General features: G+C 60.8%; 15 protein-coding genes. 6 read left to right on the forward strand and 9 right to left on the reverse strand.

Features of this window, described 5'->3' with window-relative positions; translation table 11 throughout:
* Positions 1-7: 7 nt before the first annotated feature.
* The gene (locus tag RHM60_RS22325) at positions 8-370 is read left to right on the forward strand and encodes a diacylglycerol kinase (RefSeq protein WP_209989377.1); all 363 of its coding nucleotides are present in this window, start codon (positions 8-10) and stop codon (positions 368-370) included.
* A 3-nt stretch (positions 371-373) separates the two neighbouring features.
* Here the strand turns inward: RHM60_RS22325 and RHM60_RS22330 are convergent, their stop codons facing one another.
* Positions 374-1,300 carry a LysR family transcriptional regulator gene (locus RHM60_RS22330; RefSeq protein ID WP_003231346.1) on the reverse strand — a complete coding sequence of 309 codons (927 nt, stop codon included), beginning with the start codon at positions 1,298-1,300 and terminating at the stop codon, positions 374-376.
* A 125-nt stretch (positions 1,301-1,425) separates the two neighbouring features.
* On the opposite strand from RHM60_RS22330, the gene fpr reads away from it, so the two are divergent.
* Positions 1,426-2,205: a ferredoxin-NADP reductase gene (gene fpr / locus RHM60_RS22335; RefSeq protein WP_003231344.1), complete on the forward strand. Its 780-nt coding sequence runs from the start codon at positions 1,426-1,428 to the stop codon at positions 2,203-2,205.
* Positions 2,206-2,340: 135 nt separating this feature from the next.
* On the opposite strand, the gene tsaA is transcribed toward fpr, so the two are convergent.
* From tsaA to RHM60_RS22370, 7 genes are all read right to left on the reverse strand, one after another.
* The gene (gene tsaA, locus RHM60_RS22340; RefSeq protein WP_209989380.1) at positions 2,341-3,036 is read right to left on the reverse strand and encodes a tRNA (N6-threonylcarbamoyladenosine(37)-N6)-methyltransferase TrmO; all 696 of its coding nucleotides are present in this window, start codon (positions 3,034-3,036) and stop codon (positions 2,341-2,343) included.
* A gap of 3 nt (positions 3,037-3,039) precedes the next feature.
* A complete protein-coding gene (locus RHM60_RS22345) occupies positions 3,040-3,501 on the reverse strand; it encodes a DUF1456 family protein (RefSeq protein ID WP_057007725.1) in 462 nt (153 codons plus the stop codon).
* Positions 3,502-3,570: 69 nt separating this feature from the next.
* Positions 3,571-4,281, reverse strand: coding sequence for an rRNA pseudouridine synthase (locus tag RHM60_RS22350; RefSeq protein WP_322212815.1), 711 nt, complete (start codon positions 4,279-4,281; stop codon positions 3,571-3,573).
* 67 nt (positions 4,282-4,348) lie between these two features.
* The gene (locus RHM60_RS22355) at positions 4,349-4,837 is read right to left on the reverse strand and encodes a GNAT family N-acetyltransferase (protein WP_322212817.1); all 489 of its coding nucleotides are present in this window, start codon (positions 4,835-4,837) and stop codon (positions 4,349-4,351) included.
* A 103-nt stretch (positions 4,838-4,940) separates the two neighbouring features.
* Positions 4,941-6,281: a 30S ribosomal protein S12 methylthiotransferase RimO gene (gene rimO, locus RHM60_RS22360; protein WP_046384502.1), complete on the reverse strand. Its 1,341-nt coding sequence runs from the start codon at positions 6,279-6,281 to the stop codon at positions 4,941-4,943.
* A 179-nt stretch (positions 6,282-6,460) separates the two neighbouring features.
* A complete protein-coding gene (locus RHM60_RS22365; protein ID WP_231421894.1) occupies positions 6,461-6,796 on the reverse strand; it encodes an addiction module antidote protein in 336 nt (111 codons plus the stop codon).
* A complete protein-coding gene (locus tag RHM60_RS22370; protein ID WP_231421898.1) occupies positions 6,793-7,116 on the reverse strand; it encodes a type II toxin-antitoxin system RelE/ParE family toxin in 324 nt (107 codons plus the stop codon). Before RHM60_RS22370 ends, RHM60_RS22365 begins: the two co-directional genes overlap by 4 nt.
* A 369-nt stretch (positions 7,117-7,485) precedes the next feature.
* On the opposite strand from RHM60_RS22370, the gene RHM60_RS22375 reads away from it, so the two are divergent.
* From RHM60_RS22375 to RHM60_RS22385, 3 genes are all read left to right on the forward strand, one after another.
* Positions 7,486-9,387 carry a potassium transporter Kup gene (locus tag RHM60_RS22375; RefSeq protein WP_209989395.1) on the forward strand — a complete coding sequence of 634 codons (1,902 nt, stop codon included), beginning with the start codon at positions 7,486-7,488 and terminating at the stop codon, positions 9,385-9,387.
* 124 nt (positions 9,388-9,511) lie between these two features.
* Positions 9,512-10,618, forward strand: a complete 1,107-nt coding sequence (locus tag RHM60_RS22380) for an NADH:flavin oxidoreductase/NADH oxidase (protein ID WP_231421906.1) — start codon at positions 9,512-9,514, stop codon at positions 10,616-10,618.
* A 272-nt stretch (positions 10,619-10,890) separates the two neighbouring features.
* On the forward strand, positions 10,891-11,076 hold the full coding sequence (locus tag RHM60_RS22385) for a hypothetical protein (protein ID WP_209989400.1): 186 nt from the start codon (positions 10,891-10,893) through the stop codon (positions 11,074-11,076).
* 502 nt (positions 11,077-11,578) lie between these two features.
* On the opposite strand, the gene RHM60_RS22390 is transcribed toward RHM60_RS22385, so the two are convergent.
* Positions 11,579-13,204, reverse strand: coding sequence for a glucan biosynthesis protein D (locus tag RHM60_RS22390; RefSeq protein ID WP_322212818.1), 1,626 nt, complete (start codon positions 13,202-13,204; stop codon positions 11,579-11,581).
* 333 nt (positions 13,205-13,537) lie between these two features.
* Here RHM60_RS22390 and RHM60_RS22395 point away from each other — a divergent pair, with 333 nt between their 5' ends.
* Entirely contained in the window at positions 13,538-14,245 is a 708-nt protein-coding gene (locus tag RHM60_RS22395) for a tellurite resistance TerB family protein (protein WP_322212819.1), read from the forward strand.
* Positions 14,246-14,608 lie beyond the last annotated feature (363 nt).

Below are 14,608 nucleotides of genomic sequence, written 5' to 3' on the forward strand. Positions count from 1 at the left end.
TACATCTATGTCGCCTTTCAAGGGTCAAACCGGTATCAAACGTATCTTCAACGCTGGGGGCTATTCACTGGATGGCCTGCGCGCAGCCTTCACCGGCGAGGCGGCCTTTCGTCAGTTGGTGCTGCTCAACGTCGTCCTGGTGCCGCTGAGCTTTTTCCTGAGTGTCAGCCGGGTCGAGCGGGCGCTGATGATCGCAGTGTGCCTGCTGGCGTTGATCGTCGAGCTGCTCAATTCAGCGGTGGAAGCGGCCATCGACCGTATCTCCCTGGACCTCCACCCTCTGTCGAAGAACGCCAAGGACATGGGCAGCGCCGCGCAGTTTGTGGCGCTGACCATGATCGCGCTGGTGTGGGCCGTGATCCTCGTCTGATCCTCAGGCAATACTCGGCAGCACGATCTCGTCGCTGCGCTGGACGCCTGCGGTGAAGGCGCGGCACAGCTCCAGAAACTCGCGCATCGCCGAGGTCTGGTATTTCTGTTTATGCCAGATGAAGTAGAACTGCCGGGCCAGGTCCAGGTCCGGTGTTTCCACCGGCACCAGGCTGCCGCGGCGGAAGGCGTCGCGCAGCGCCAGGCGTGAGATGCAGCCAATCCCCAAACCCGATTCCACCGCGCGTTTGATCGCCTCTGTGTGCTCCAGCTCCAGGCGGATATTCAGCGTGCTGCGGTGATGGCGCATGGCTTGGTCGAAGGTCAGGCGCGTGCCCGAGCCTTGTTCCCGCAGAATCCACGCTTCACGGGTCAGCTCGTCCAGACTGGCCGTGCCGCGTTTAGCCAGGTGATGTTGCGGCGCGCAAAACACCACCAGCTCATCTTCCACCCAGGTTTGCACTTCGATATCCGGGTGGCTGCAGTCGCCTTCGATCAGACCCAGGTCAATCTCGTAGTGCGCCACCTGATGCACGATGTTGGCCGTATTCTGCACATGCAGCTTCACCTGACTTTCGGGGTGCTGCTGCATGAAGCTGCCGATCAGCAAGGTAGCCAGGTAATTGCCGATGGTCAGGGTCGCGCCGACCGCCAGGGAGCCGAAGCCGGACTTGCCGTTGAGCAGGTCCTCGATCTCCTTGGCCTGGTCCAGCAGCGCCACTGCCTGGGGCAAGAGCTGATGGCCGAGGGCGTTGAGGCTCAGGCGTTTGCCGGCGCGGTCGAACAATTGGCAGCTGGATTGACGCTCCAGCTCGGTGATCGAGGTGCTGGCGGCGGATTGCGATAAGGCCAGAAGGCCAGCAGCGCGCGAAACGCTTTCCTGCTGGGCGACGGCGACGAAGACTTGCAGTTGACGGAGAGTAAATCGCATATCGATATAACCGATAACCCTTATCTTAATAATCCAGTTAACAGATATTGTCGCCGCCATTAGAATGCTGTGCAATTGCGCATCCACATCTTTGGCGCAGACCCATTCCCAGGAGTCCCCCGTACATGAGCAACATGAACCACGAGCGTGTCCTCAGTGTTCATCACTGGAACGACACTCTGTTCAGCTTCAAGTGCACCCGCGATCCGGGCCTGCGCTTCGAGAACGGTCAGTTCGTGATGATCGGCCTGCAACAGCCCAACGGCCGCCCGCTCATGCGCGCTTACTCGATTGCCAGCCCGAACTGGGAAGAGCATCTGGAGTTCTTCAGCATCAAGGTGCCGGATGGCCCGCTGACTTCCCAGTTGCAGCACTTGAAGGAAGGCGACGAGATCATCATCAGCAAGAAACCGACGGGCACCCTGGTGCTTGACGATCTAAAGCCGGGCAAACACCTGTACCTGCTCAGCACCGGTACCGGCCTGGCGCCCTTCATGAGCGTGATTCAGGACCCGGAAACCTACGAGCGTTTCGAAAAAGTGATCCTGTGCCACGGCGTGCGTTACGTCAACGAAGTCGCCTACCGCGAATTCATCACCGAGCACCTGCCGCAGAACGAATTCTTCGGCGAGGCCCTGCGTGACAAGTTGATCTACTACCCGACCGTGACCCGCGAGCCGTTCGAAAACGAAGGCCGCCTGACCGACCTGATGCGCAGCGGCAAGCTGTTCACCGACATCGGCCTGCCGCCAATCAACCCCGAGGACGACCGCGCCATGTTGTGCGGCAGCCCGAGCATGTTGGACGAAACCAGCGAAGTGCTGAACAGCTTCGGCCTGAAGGTCTCGCCACGCATGCGTGAGCCGGGTGATTACCTGATCGAACGCGCCTTCGTCGAAAAGTAATACCGAGCCAGTAACAACACAGATCCAAAAAAATGTGGGAGGGGCTTGCTCCCGATAGCGGAGTATCAGTCACCCGAGACAGTGACTGACACTCCGCTATCGGGAGCAAGCCCCCTCCCACATCTGGTTTGCGTGCTATTGAGCCGGCAGCACTTCCAGCACGCAAATCATCCCGGGCTCCGGATAGTGCCAACGCACATCCACATCCCAGAACTGCGCCCCATATTCGCGCTCTGACGTTGGCACCTGATACGCCGGCCTCGGGTCTTGCGCCAGGCACTGCTCGATCAGTTCCACCAGCGGCTCTTCCAGGCGCTGGGCATGGCCTTGCGCCTGTTGCAACGCAGCCTTGAGCCACTGCACGCCGATCAGTTGCGGCGCAGCGCTGGCAACGTCGTTGGTGGCAGTGTCGATGATGTCGGCATACGGCACGTACGGTTTGATATCCAGCACCGGCGTGCCGTCGAGCAGATCGATCCCGGAAATCCACAGGCGGCCCGCTTCCACTTTGTCCAGCTTCACCACCGACTGGCCGATGCCATTGGGCCGATGGGTGGCGCGGGTGGCGAATACACCCATCGACGTGTTGCCGCCCAGGCGCGGCGGGCGCACTTTGAGGCGCGGCTTGTCTTCCAGCGCTTGATGGAACACAAACAGCAGCCACACATGGCTGACCTGCTCCAGGCCCTGCACCGCCTCACCCTTGTCGAACGGCGCCACCAGTTCCAGCACGCCCCGCGCGGCAGGCGCCAATTGCGGTTGGCGCGGAATGGCGAACTTCTCCTTGAAACAGGAGCGCACGAAGCCGACAGGCGAGACGTTGTAGGTCATGGCTTACGCACGAACCCGCAGCGTCAGACCCTTGAGGAAGTTACGCAGCAACTGGTCGCCGCACGGGCGATAGTTGGTGTGGCCGAACTTGCGAAACAGTGCGCTCAGCTCCGGCTTGGACACCGGAAACTCGGCGGCCTTGAGGATGGCGTGCATGTCGTCTTCTTTCAGTTCGAAGGCCACGCGCAGCTTCTTGAGGATGATGTTATTGGTCACCGGCGTTTCGATCGGCTGCGGCGGACGGCTTTCGTCCTTGCCACGCTTGAAGATCACCAAACCATCGAGGAAGTGCGCCATGACTTCGTCCGGGCAGAACACAAAGCCTTCTTCCTCATCTTTTTTGAGGTAGGTCAGCAGGTCTTCCTTGGTCACGTCCATGCCGCCGATCTTGATGATCTCGACCATCTTGTTGTCGCTGATGTCGAGCATGTAGCGCACGCTGCGCAGTACGTCGTTGTGAATCATGGTGGGCAATCCTGATATTCAACTGAGGACACCGCCCAATAGGCGGTGTCGAGAAAAGGGGAGCGGCGTTTAGAACTTCTCTTTGCCGGACAGATAGCGCCATTGGCCCACCGGCACCTTGCCGATGGACACGCCGCCGATACGGATGCGGCGAATGGCGACAACCTTCAGGCCAACGGCTTCGCAGAACAGCGCGATCACGCCCGGTTGCGGATTTTTCATCGCAAAGCGCAGGCGGTTTTCGTTCTGCCAGCTGGCCTTGACCGGCGGCAGTTCCTTGCCCTTGTACGTCAGGCCGTGGTTCAGGCGGTTGAGGCCGTGGGCAACCATGTCGCCTTCGACCTCCACCACATACTCCTGCTCGATCTTGGCGGCATCGGCGGTCAGCTTGCGCAGGATCTTCCAGTCCTGGGTGAACACCAGCAGGCCGCTGGCCTTGGCTTGCAGGTCAGCGCTGGCGGTCAGGCGTAGGAAGTGGCCCTTGAGCGGGCGCTTGCTGAAACGGTGTTCTTCGGACAGCGTCTCGGCGCTGATCGAGGCCATCGCCGTCTCGACATCCACGCCGGCCGGGGCGTGCAGCAGAATGGTCACCGGCTCCGGCACGGTGGCCTTGGCCTCCGGGTCCAGTTCGACCTTCTGCGTGGTGACCTTGAACTGCGGCTCGTCGATCACTTCACCGTCCACCGAGACCCATCCGCCTTCGATAAACAGCTCAGCCTCCCGACGGGAGCAACCGACCAGTTCGATAAGGCGTTTGGAGAGGCGTATGGGGTCAGTCATGACAAGGGCCGTAACAAAAAGGGGCGCCTATTGTACCTGCCTGGCGCCGGTTAATCCCGGCCCCATTTCAGCGCGCTTGAAAATGTGCGAGCGGGCTTGCCATGGATGGCTGACGCAAACGCAGGTGCAGCAACGGATAGGGCTGGCCCAGGCCGTCATGGGCCGTGCGTCCGACCACTTCAAAACCCTGCTTGAGGTAAAACCCCAGTGCCTTGGGGTTTTGCTCATTCACATCAAGCGCCTCGGCATTCAAATGCTCGATTGCATAGCGCAGCAATTGGCGACCCAGGCCCTGGCCTCGGTGCAGCGGGTTGATAAACAGCATTTCGACCTTGCCTGCCGCCACCCCGGCGAACCCGGTGATGCGCTGGCGCGTGTCCTTGGTGCACACCAGCATCACCGCATCGAGGTAGCGGGTGAGCACCAGGTTTTTCAGTAGCGCAATGTAACTGTCCGGCAGGAAATCGTGGGTGGCCCGCACCGAGTCTTCCCAGATGCGCGTCAACTCTGTGTAGTCGCCGGTGTTGGGTGTATGGATGACCGAATGCTCGCGCATGTCTGCTGCTCCTTGCCTCGCTCTGCTCTGATGGGCAAAACAATAGACCCAAAAAAGCCCCGCCTCTTGTCCAGAGGCGGGGCTTTTGTATTTCTTTGCAGATTCAGTCGCGCTTTTCGGCCCACAGGTCGTATTCGTCGGCGTCGGTCACGGTGCACCAGACCTTGTCGCCCGGCTTCAAGCCGCTGGCATCGTCGATAAACACGTTACCGTCGATTTCCGGTGCATCGAAGAAGCAGCGGCCAACGGCGCCTTGTTCGTCGACCTCGTCGATCAGCACTTCGATTTCCTTGCCGATGCGCAGCTGCAGGCGCGCCGAACTGATCGCCTGCTGGTGCGCCATGAAGCGCTCCCAACGGTCCTGCTTGACGTCGTCCGGCACCACGGCCAGGTCCAGCAGGTTGGCCGGAGCGCCTTCCACCGGGGAATACTGGAAGCAGCCGACGCGGTCCAGTTGCGCTTCGGTCAGCCAGTCCAGCAGGTACTGGAAGTCTTCTTCGGTTTCGCCGGGGAAGCCGACGATGAAGGTCGACCGGATGATCAGCTCCGGGCAGATCTCGCGCCAGTTCTTGATGCGCGCCAGGGTCTTGTCTTCGAACGCCGGGCGTTTCATCGCCTTGAGCACCTTGGGGCTTGCGTGCTGGAACGGAATGTCCAGGTACGGCAGGATCTTGCCGGCGGCCATCAATGGGATCAGCTCATCCACGTGCGGGTACGGGTAGACATAGTGCAGGCGCACCCACACACCCAGGCTGCTGAGGGCTTCGCACAGTTCGGTCATGCGGGTTTTCACCGGCGCGCCGTTCCAGAAACCGGTGCGGTATTTCACATCGACGCCGTACGCGCTGGTGTCCTGGGAGATCACCAACAGCTCTTTGACGCCGGATTTGACAAGGCGCTGTGCCTCGTCGAGGACATCGCCCACCGGACGGCTGACCAGCTTGCCGCGCATCGACGGAATGATGCAGAAGCTGCAGCTGTGGTTGCAGCCTTCGGAAATCTTCAGGTACGCATAGTGACGCGGCGTCAGCTTGATGCCTTGGGGCGGCACCAGGTCGATCAGCGGGTTGTGGTCCTGACGCGGCGGCACCACCTGGTGCACGGCGTTGACCACCTGCTCGTACTGCTGCGGACCGGTTACGGCCAGAACGCTGGGGTGCACGTTGCGGATATTGCCTTCTTCCACACCCATGCAGCCGGTCACGATGACCTTGCCGTTTTCCTTGATGGCCTCGCCAATCACTTCCAGCGACTCCGCCTTGGCCGAATCGATGAAACCGCAGGTGTTGACCACCACCACGTCAGCGTCCTGATAGGTGGACACCACGTCGTAGCCTTCCATGCGCAGTTGCGTCAGGATGCGTTCGGAGTCGACCAGAGCCTTCGGGCAACCCAGGGAAACAAAGCCAACCTTGGGGTTGGCCTTTGCGATGGTGGTGGACATGTCTAACCTCGGTATTGAATGACGCCGCCGGTCGGGCACGACAAGGCGGTTGCCGGGCACTGGGTGTGCCTCTGATCAAAAAGTGCGCAATTCTAGCGATGGGCGGCGCGCTTGACCAGCTTTATGCGGGGAAATGCGACGAGTGCTGCGTGGGTATTTTGTAGCCGCTTGCCATGTTCTCAAGCGTGGGCGTCCTGTTCTGAGCGATGCGCGACCACTCTGGACATGCCCACACCTAGCGCCTGTAGTACTTTCAGGAGAGTGGAGAGCTTTGGATCGCCGCCTGCTGCTATTGATCTGTAAAGATTTGCTCTGTTGAGTCCCGTGTTCTGAGACAAGTGGAGCATGCCACCGCGCGCTTCCGCGACACGCCGGACGGCGACGAGGAAGGCGTCCTCACCACCCGCTTCATCAATTTCTTCAAGCGCGACGCAGAGGTATTCGAGCGCAAATGCTTCGTCGTTTCGGAGCATTTCAAGGACGCTGTCTTCATGAGAGCGAGTACCAGTATTCATTGTTGCTGCACCTTGTAGGATTTCCAGAGAGTCTTGGCCTGATCAATGTCGTTCTGCTGTCTGGCCTTTGATCCACCGCCCAGCAGGAAAATAATTCTTCGATCCTGAATTGCGTAATACACGCGAAAGCCGGGGCCGAAGTCGAGTTTCATCTCAAACACCCCACCACCAACCGGCTCGGTCATTCCGAAGTGGCCAAGGGCTGCTCGGTCCAATCGGGTGGTGATTCTTGCTTTTGATCGCTTGTCTTGCACGGTGTCCAGCCAAGCTTGATAGATATCCACACCGTTGGCAGACAGTACGTGCTTCACTTCGTACATAACTAATGTACCTTAAAAGAGACATTTCGATGATTGAGTTTCTATATCGACTGAGCGCGTTATGAAGAGCCTCGATTGAAATAATCAGGTAATCCGGTCGAGAGTTCCGGTTCCGCCGCCCATGCACGACTGCTGAGTGGGGCGAAAATATACGGTCGGCAGTAGGTATGATCAATGAAGGCAAAAAGGCTCTAATACGACTTGATCAGCGAAATGCGACGAGTGCTGCGCTATGCTTCGCGCCTTTACTCACGGGCCAGCCCCGTGAGTCAATAAAACGTCTGTTACGAGAAGTTAAACGGCGCATGCTAGGGTCCGCTCAGGTGCGTTGTTTATAAATGGCCGCAGGTCAAAGGGCAGGAGTGGTTGATGGGTCAGGCAAGTAGTCAGGCGGCGGGTGCCGAGCATTCAAACGCCAAGCCGATAGGCATGCTGGTGGCGGCGGTTGGGGTGGTTTACGGCGATATCGGGACCAGCCCGCTCTATACCCTCAAAGAAGTATTCACCGGCGGTTATGGGGTGCAGGTCAACCATGATGGTGTGTTGGGGATTCTGGCGCTGATTTTCTGGTCGCTGATCTGGGTCGTGTCGATCAAATACATGCTGTTCGTGCTGCGCGCCGACAACCAGGGCGAGGGCGGCATCATGGCCCTGACCGCGCTGGCGCGACGTGCGGCGGGGGAGCGCAGGAGACTGCGCAGTTTCCTCGTGGTGTGCGGCCTGTGCGGTGCGGCGCTGTTTTATGGCGACAGCATGATCACCCCGGCGATCTCGGTGCTGTCGGCCGTGGAAGGCCTGGAGCTGGCCTTCGATGGCGTGGATAAGTGGGTGGTGCCCATCGCGCTGGTGGTGCTGGTCGCGCTGTTCCTTATCCAGAAGCACGGCACCGACCGTATCGGCAAGCTGTTCGGGCCGGTGATGGTCACCTGGTTTCTGGTACTCGGCGGCCTTGGCGTGTATGGCATCACCCTGCACCCCGAAGTGCTCAGCGCGCTGAACCCGATGTGGGCCGTGCGTTTCTTCGAGGCTCACCCCGGCATCGGTGTGGCGATTCTGGGTGCAGTGGTACTGGCGTTGACCGGCGCCGAGGCGTTGTACGCCGACATGGGCCACTTCGGGCGCAAGCCCATCGCCCGCGCCTGGTTCATCCTGGTGCTGCCGGCGCTGGTGCTCAATTATTTCGGTCAGGGCGCCATGCTGCTGGGCGACCCTGAAGCCGCGCGCAACCCGTTTTACCTGCTGGCGCCAAGCTGGGCGCTGATCCCGCTGGTGGTGCTGTCCACCCTGGCCACGGTGATTGCATCCCAGGCGGTCATTTCCGGGGCGTTTTCGTTGACGCGCCAGGCGATCCAACTGGGTTACATCCCGCGCATGCACATCCAGCACACGTCCAGCGCCGAGCAGGGCCAGATCTACATCGGCGCGGTGAACTGGTCGCTGATGGTCGGTGTGATCCTGCTGGTGCTGGGCTTCGAGTCCTCCAACGCGCTGGCCTCGGCCTACGGCGTGGCAGTGACCGGCACCATGCTGATGACCACCATCCTGGTGTCGGCCGTGATGCTGCTGCTGTGGAAATGGCCACCGATCCTGGCCGTGCCGGTGTTGCTCTGCTGCCTGTTGGTGGACGGGCTGTACTTTGCCGCCAACGTGCCGAAGATCATCCAGGGTGGCGCGTTCCCGGTGCTGGCGGGGATCGTGCTGTTCGTGTTGATGACGACGTGGAAGCGCGGCAAGCAACTGCTGGTGGAACGCCTCGACGAGGGCGGCCTGCCGCTGCCGATCTTTATCAACAGCATCCGCGTGCAGCCGCCTCACCGCGTGCAGGGCACGGCGGTGTTCCTTACCGCGCGGCCCGACGCAACGCCCCATGCGCTGCTGCACAACCTGCTGCACAACCAAGTGCTGCATGAGCAAGTGGTGCTGCTGACGGTGGTCTACGAAGACATTCCGCGCGTACCCACCGCCCGGCGCTTCGAGGTGGATGCCTACGGTGAGGGCTTCTTCCGGGTGATCCTGCACTTTGGCTTTACCGACGAGCCGGATGTGCCCCAGGCGCTGAAGTTGTGCCATCTGGAAGAGCTGGATTTCAGCCCGATGCGCACCACGTATTTCCTCAGCCGCGAAACCGTGATCGCCTCGCGCATCAAGGGCATGGCGCGTTGGCGCGAAGCGCTGTTCGCCTTCATGTTGAAGAACGCCAACGGCAACCTGCGCTTCTTCAAGCTCCCGGTAAACCGGGTGATCGAGCTGGGCACCCAGGTCGAAATGTAGACCGCAGCGCCCCGGGAGCCGGTAATCGGCTCCCGTGTTTCCTTCTGAACCCTGTGTGATCGACGGTTGTCGACTAGGCTCCAGGCACCGTTGATGTGCCCACAGAACCCGGAAGAGGTGCGCCATGAGTCAACTGCTCGAACCCTATACCCTGCGCCAACTGACCCTGCTCAATCGCATCGTGGTCTCGCCGATGTGCCAGTACTCCAGCGCCGATGGCCTGGCCAACGACTGGCATCTGGTCCACCTCGGCAGCCGTGCGGTGGGCGGCGCCGGGCTGATCTTTACCGAATCCACCGCCGTGACCGCCGATGGCCGTATCACCGCCCAGGACTTGGGTTTGTGGAACGACGCACAGATCGCGCCGCTGCAGCGCATCACCCGTTTCATCGCGGCCCAGGGCGCGGTAGCCGGCATCCAGCTGGGCCACGCCGGACGCAAGGCCAGCACGCACCGTCCGTGGATCGGCAAGCATGGCAGCGTCAAGCCGGAAGACGGCGGTTGGGTGCCGGTGGGGCCCTCGCCGATTGCATTCGACCCGCAGCACACCCAGCCCACGCCGCTGGACGAAGGGCAGATCCAGCAAGTGATTGCCGACTTCGTGGCGGCCGCCAGGCGCGCGTTGACGGCGGGGTTCCAGGTGGTGGAAATCCACGCTGCCCACGGCTACCTGCTGCACCAATTCCTCTCGCCCATCAGCAACCAGCGCCGGGACCAGTACGGCGGCTCCTTCGAAAACCGCATCCGCCTGGTGCTCGAAGTGACCCGCGCGGTACGCGATGTCTGGCCGCAGGAGCTGCCGCTGTTTGTGCGTGTGTCGGCCACCGACTGGGTAGAAGACGGCTGGAACCCCGATGAAACCGTGGAACTGGCGCGCCGCCTGAAGGACCTGGGCGTGGACCTGATCGACGTCTCCTCCGGTGGCACCGCCGCCAACGCCGAAATCCCCACCGGCCCCGGCTACCAGACGCGTTTTGCCGAGCGCGTGCGCAAGGAGTCCGGGATTGCCACCGGCACCGTCGGCATGATCACCGAGCCGGCGCAGGCCGAGCATATCCTGCGCACCTGCCAGGCGGACCTGATCTTCCTCGCCCGTGAACTGCTGCGCGATCCGTACTGGCCCCTGCATGCCGATGACGACCTGGGCGGACGCAAGGCAACCTGGCCGGCGCAGTATCAGCGTGCGACCCATCGCGACCAGCCAATCCACGAGTCCGATCTGCGCGATTGATCCTGCGCAGGCTGCACCAAAAACCCACCCGGGTCCGGTGGGTTTTTCTTTGTCCATCTGTGTGGGAAAAGGCTGTAGGTATTTGTTACCGAAGCAATTTTTTAAGTGAATACTCTAAAAAAATCCCACACCGGACGAGATTGTTTCTACGCTTAGGGTACGTCTGGTTCTGGCCCAGGAAGTCAGTCGGTTTGCCCGCGAAGGTATTGCGCTTTATCGCAGGCAAAGAATGGGCGCAAGGAGCATTTGATCGTTATCAGGAGAAACAGTCCATGGCCAAGTCCTATGGTGTAGCGGGTGTGGTGGCGTGTTTTCTGACCCGCAGGATGTCCCTGCGTAGTCGCAGGTTGAGTTCGGACGAGGCTGAATTGCTGGCGCAATATCGCGCCCTGACCGAGGACGATCAGGTGGCGATGCGGTACCTGGTGGGGGCAATGAAGAGTGTGTCGCGGTTTTAAAACCAGCGAAAATCAACGATGGGAGCGGCGGTGCGACGATTCGACTTGCCCGCGATGACGATTTTTCGGTGTACCTATCCGTTTCTGCGGTAACGGCTGCTGGAGGTTCCGCTCTTACAGCGGGTCACTTTTTGAAGAGCGCAAAAAGTAACCCAAAACGCTTCGCCCCAACACTCGGCACCTCGCTCAGGCTCGGTGTGCCCGAACGCAGGCTTTGGAGCGTGGGCCGCCGCGATGGGCCATCCTTGGCCCAGCGCGGCTAACCCGGCGTCCTGCCGGGTTACCCACGCTCCAAAGCCTGCGTTCGGCCAGCGTGTTTGACGGGGCGCTCCAGATCAAAAGCAAAAGCGTGGCGGCCTTAGAGCCGACCGGTATCGGGGCGTGTGAACGCGATCAACTGTGGGAGCGGGCTTGCCCGCGATGACGGTAGGCCAGTTGCTACATGAACGACTGACTCATCGCTATCGCGGGCAAACCTGTTCCCATATTTATAACCGGCGCCTCACGTGTACTTGCGCTTATCCGGCGCTGGCGGGAAGTACTGGTACAGCCAGGTTTCACTCAAGGTGCGGTCCTGGGTCCGGATAAACAGGCGCAGCTCGACTGGTTCCACGCTGTCGCTGGTGGGGTACCAGTCGAACAGGACGCGATAGCCCTTGATGTTGTCGAGCACCAGCACGCTGAAATCCTTGACCTCACCGTGTGAGCAAGTCACCACCGGCTCGATGCCGGTGCCGGCGGGCAGGCGGTCCAGGCCGCCGCCCTTGAAGTCCACGGCAAAGCGGCGCGCCCAGACTTCGGGGTAATGCTCGCCGGGTGCCCAGCCTTCGGTAAAGCCGCCCATGCCGGAACGGGTCGCGTCGACCTGCGCCAGCGGCGTGCTGACCGGGGGCAGGGCACTCCAGTACAACTTGTAGCCGTAATTGAGGGAGTCGCCGGCAGCCACGGGTTTTTTTGGGGTCCAGAAGGCCACGATATTGTCCAGGGTCTCGCCGGTGGTAGGGATTTCCAGCAGGTCGATCGAGCCCTCGCCCCAGGCGGTGGTCGGTTCCACCCACAGGCTTGGGCGCTTGCTGTACCAGTCCACGGTGTCCTGATAGCTGGCGAACTCATGGTCGGTCTGCACCAGGCCGAAGCCTTTTGGGTCAGTGTCGGCAAACGCGTTGAACTGCAACTTGGCCGGGTTGTTCAACGGGCGGCACACCCACTCGCCATTACCGCGCCACATCGCCAGGCGGTCCGAATCGTGGATTTGCGGGTGGATGGTGTCGCACATGCGCCGCTCATGGGTGCCGCAGCTGAACATGCTGGTCATCGCCGCGATGCCCAGTTGTTCGATGGCGGTACGCGCGTTGATATGCGCGTCGATCGCCATCACCACCTGGTTGGCCTGGCAGTCGATATCGAAGCGATAGGCACCGGTGGCGCTCGGTGAATCGAGCAGGGCGTACACCACAAAGCGTGTGGCGTTCTTTTCCGGGGTCTCGAACCAGAACTGCGTGAAGTCGGGAAATTCCTCGCGTTTTTTCGCGTAGGTATCAATCGCCAGGCCGCGCGCTGACAGGCCGTACTGGCCGGTGGAATCCACCGCTCGGAAATAGCTGGCGCCCAAAAATGACAACACGTCATGGCGGTCCAGCTCCGGCGCCTTGAACAGCTTGAAGCCGGAGAAACCCAGGTCGCCGGTCAGTTGCTTGGTGTCTACCGTGGTCTTTTCATAGTTGAACAGCGACGGGCGGAAATGCACCTCACGGGCTTCGCGGGTCCTGGGGTCGACGCTGTGCATGCGCACCGGCGTCTTGAAACCCATGCCGACGTGGAAGAACTGCACATCCAGCTGGCCGTTCAACTCCTTCCACAGCGAATGATTGCCGTCGTAGCCAATCGCGTTGAAATTTTGCGGGGTCATGTTCGCCAGCGTGGGCGGCAGCACCTGCCGCGTGTCTTTATAGGCTGCGCCGGCGAGCTGTTTGGCCTGGGCCTTGAGCGTTTCAAAATCGAATGCCACGGCCTTGCCATCGGCGGCACGGTTACCGGCCCAGGCCTGCGCGGCCAGCAGGCCACTGGCCGACAAACCGGTGTAAGCCGCAATGGCCATGGACGCTTTGAGCAAATTCCTGCGATGCATAGAGACAACCTGTCGTGAGCAAATCCCGCGCCGTTCCTGGCACGTAATGGATCAGAAATAACGGTTCGGACATGCCTTCGGCCAAACGCAACGGACATTAAACAGACGCCGGATAGCTTAAGCGGTTCGATGGGCAAGGAAAATTGATTGGTGGCACGGTAGTGGCTCTGCATGTGCGACAAGACATTTCCAAACCAGCGAAGGGGTGGCTGCGCACTTCAAACTACACAGGCGGTGTTACATCTGGAAGCACTCTAGCGAGCAGTAAATTTTGCACTTGGTTTTACGCTGAGGTCTGTTTGTCCTATGTACCCAAGTGCCTGGAGGCTATTTATGAATACCCGTGGATTGCTCGATCAGTTGCTTAAATCTGGTCAGGACATGTTGCAAAAAAAGGCTGGTGACCCGCGCAAATCGGATGAGAAAGGCGCGCTGGATGGCCTGCTCGGCAGTGGCGGCCTGGGCAGCCTGCTCGGCGGCGCAGGGGGTGGCGCTCTGGCGGCGGGCGCCATGGGCCTGCTGATGGGCAACAAAAAAGCGCGCAAATTCGGCGGCAAGGCGCTCACCTACGGCGGTCTGGCCGCCCTGGGCGTCATCGCCTACAAGGCGTACGGCAACTGGCAGGCGCAGCAGGCCAGCGCGCCCCAAAGCGAACCGCAAACCATCGACCGCCTGCCGCCGGCCCAGGTCGAGCAGCACAGCCAGGGCATCCTCAAGGCGCTGGTCGCCGCCGCCAAGGCCGACGGACACGTCGACGAGCGCGAGCGCGCGCTGATCGAAGGCGAGTTCACCAAGCTGGACAACGACCGCGAGCTGCAAAGCTGGCTGCACGCCGAACTCAACAAACCCCTGGACCCCGCCGATGTGGCCCGCGCCGCAGGCACCCCGGAAATGGCCGCCGAGATGTACATCGCCAGCGTGATGCTGGTGGACGAGGAAAACTTCATGGAAAAGTCATACCTCGACGAACTGGCCCGCCAACTCCGGCTGGAGCCCGGCCTGAAGGCCGAACTGGAGAAACAGGTGCGTCTGGCTCAGTAACCACAGGCGGTACGCAAATCAAGGTAGGGGAGGCCCCGCTTCTTGTGGCAAGCGGGCTTGCCCTAATGCCGTTCAGTTAAGGAAAATGTGTGGGCTTATTGTGGCGAGCGGGCTTGCCCCGCGTTGGGGTGCGAAGCGCCCCCAATCAGGAAACCCTCGGTATACCTGATACTACGCGGAGGCTGGTTTTGGGGCTGCTGCGCAGCCCAACGCAGGACAAGCCTGCTCGCCACAGGGAATCTTCGCTTAACTGAACGGCATTAGGACAAGCCTGCTCGCCACAGGAATGGGGTTGCCTGAACCGTCAGTCAGTCGTTTTGATACAAGCACACCGCCATCGCAAGCAACCCCCCTCGCACATTC

The organism is Pseudomonas sp. MH9.3 (assembly GCF_034354675.1).
GTDB lineage: Bacteria > Pseudomonadota > Gammaproteobacteria > Pseudomonadales > Pseudomonadaceae > Aquipseudomonas.

Bases quoted from the DNA above. Each gene is read 5' to 3' on its own strand.
- rimO (WP_046384502.1), bottom strand. From the start codon at position 6,281: ATGTCCACCACCATCGCAAAGGCCAACCCCAAGGTTGGCTTTGTTTCC.
- RHM60_RS22325 (WP_209989377.1), top strand. From the start codon at position 8: ATGTCGCCTTTCAAGGGTCAAACCGGTATCAAACGTATCTTCAACGCT.
- RHM60_RS22365 (WP_231421894.1), bottom strand. From the start codon at position 6,796: ATGAATACTGGTACTCGCTCTCATGAAGACAGCGTCCTTGAAATGCTC.
- RHM60_RS22380 (WP_231421906.1), top strand. From the start codon at position 9,512: ATGAGTCAACTGCTCGAACCCTATACCCTGCGCCAACTGACCCTGCTC.
- RHM60_RS22330 (WP_003231346.1), bottom strand. From the start codon at position 1,300: ATGCGATTTACTCTCCGTCAACTGCAAGTCTTCGTCGCCGTCGCCCAG.
- RHM60_RS22375 (WP_209989395.1), top strand. From the start codon at position 7,486: ATGGGTCAGGCAAGTAGTCAGGCGGCGGGTGCCGAGCATTCAAACGCC.
- tsaA (WP_209989380.1), bottom strand. From the start codon at position 3,036: ATGACCTACAACGTCTCGCCTGTCGGCTTCGTGCGCTCCTGTTTCAAG.
- RHM60_RS22395 (WP_322212819.1), top strand. From the start codon at position 13,538: ATGAATACCCGTGGATTGCTCGATCAGTTGCTTAAATCTGGTCAGGAC.
- RHM60_RS22350 (WP_322212815.1), bottom strand. From the start codon at position 4,281: ATGACTGACCCCATACGCCTCTCCAAACGCCTTATCGAACTGGTCGGT.
- RHM60_RS22370 (WP_231421898.1), bottom strand. From the start codon at position 7,116: ATGTACGAAGTGAAGCACGTACTGTCTGCCAACGGTGTGGATATCTAT.
- RHM60_RS22390 (WP_322212818.1), bottom strand. From the start codon at position 13,204: ATGCATCGCAGGAATTTGCTCAAAGCGTCCATGGCCATTGCGGCTTAC.
- RHM60_RS22355 (WP_322212817.1), bottom strand. From the start codon at position 4,837: ATGCGCGAGCATTCGGTCATCCATACACCCAACACCGGCGACTACACA.
- RHM60_RS22385 (WP_209989400.1), top strand. From the start codon at position 10,891: ATGGCCAAGTCCTATGGTGTAGCGGGTGTGGTGGCGTGTTTTCTGACC.
- fpr (WP_003231344.1), top strand. From the start codon at position 1,426: ATGAGCAACATGAACCACGAGCGTGTCCTCAGTGTTCATCACTGGAAC.
- RHM60_RS22345 (WP_057007725.1), bottom strand. From the start codon at position 3,501: ATGATTCACAACGACGTACTGCGCAGCGTGCGCTACATGCTCGACATC.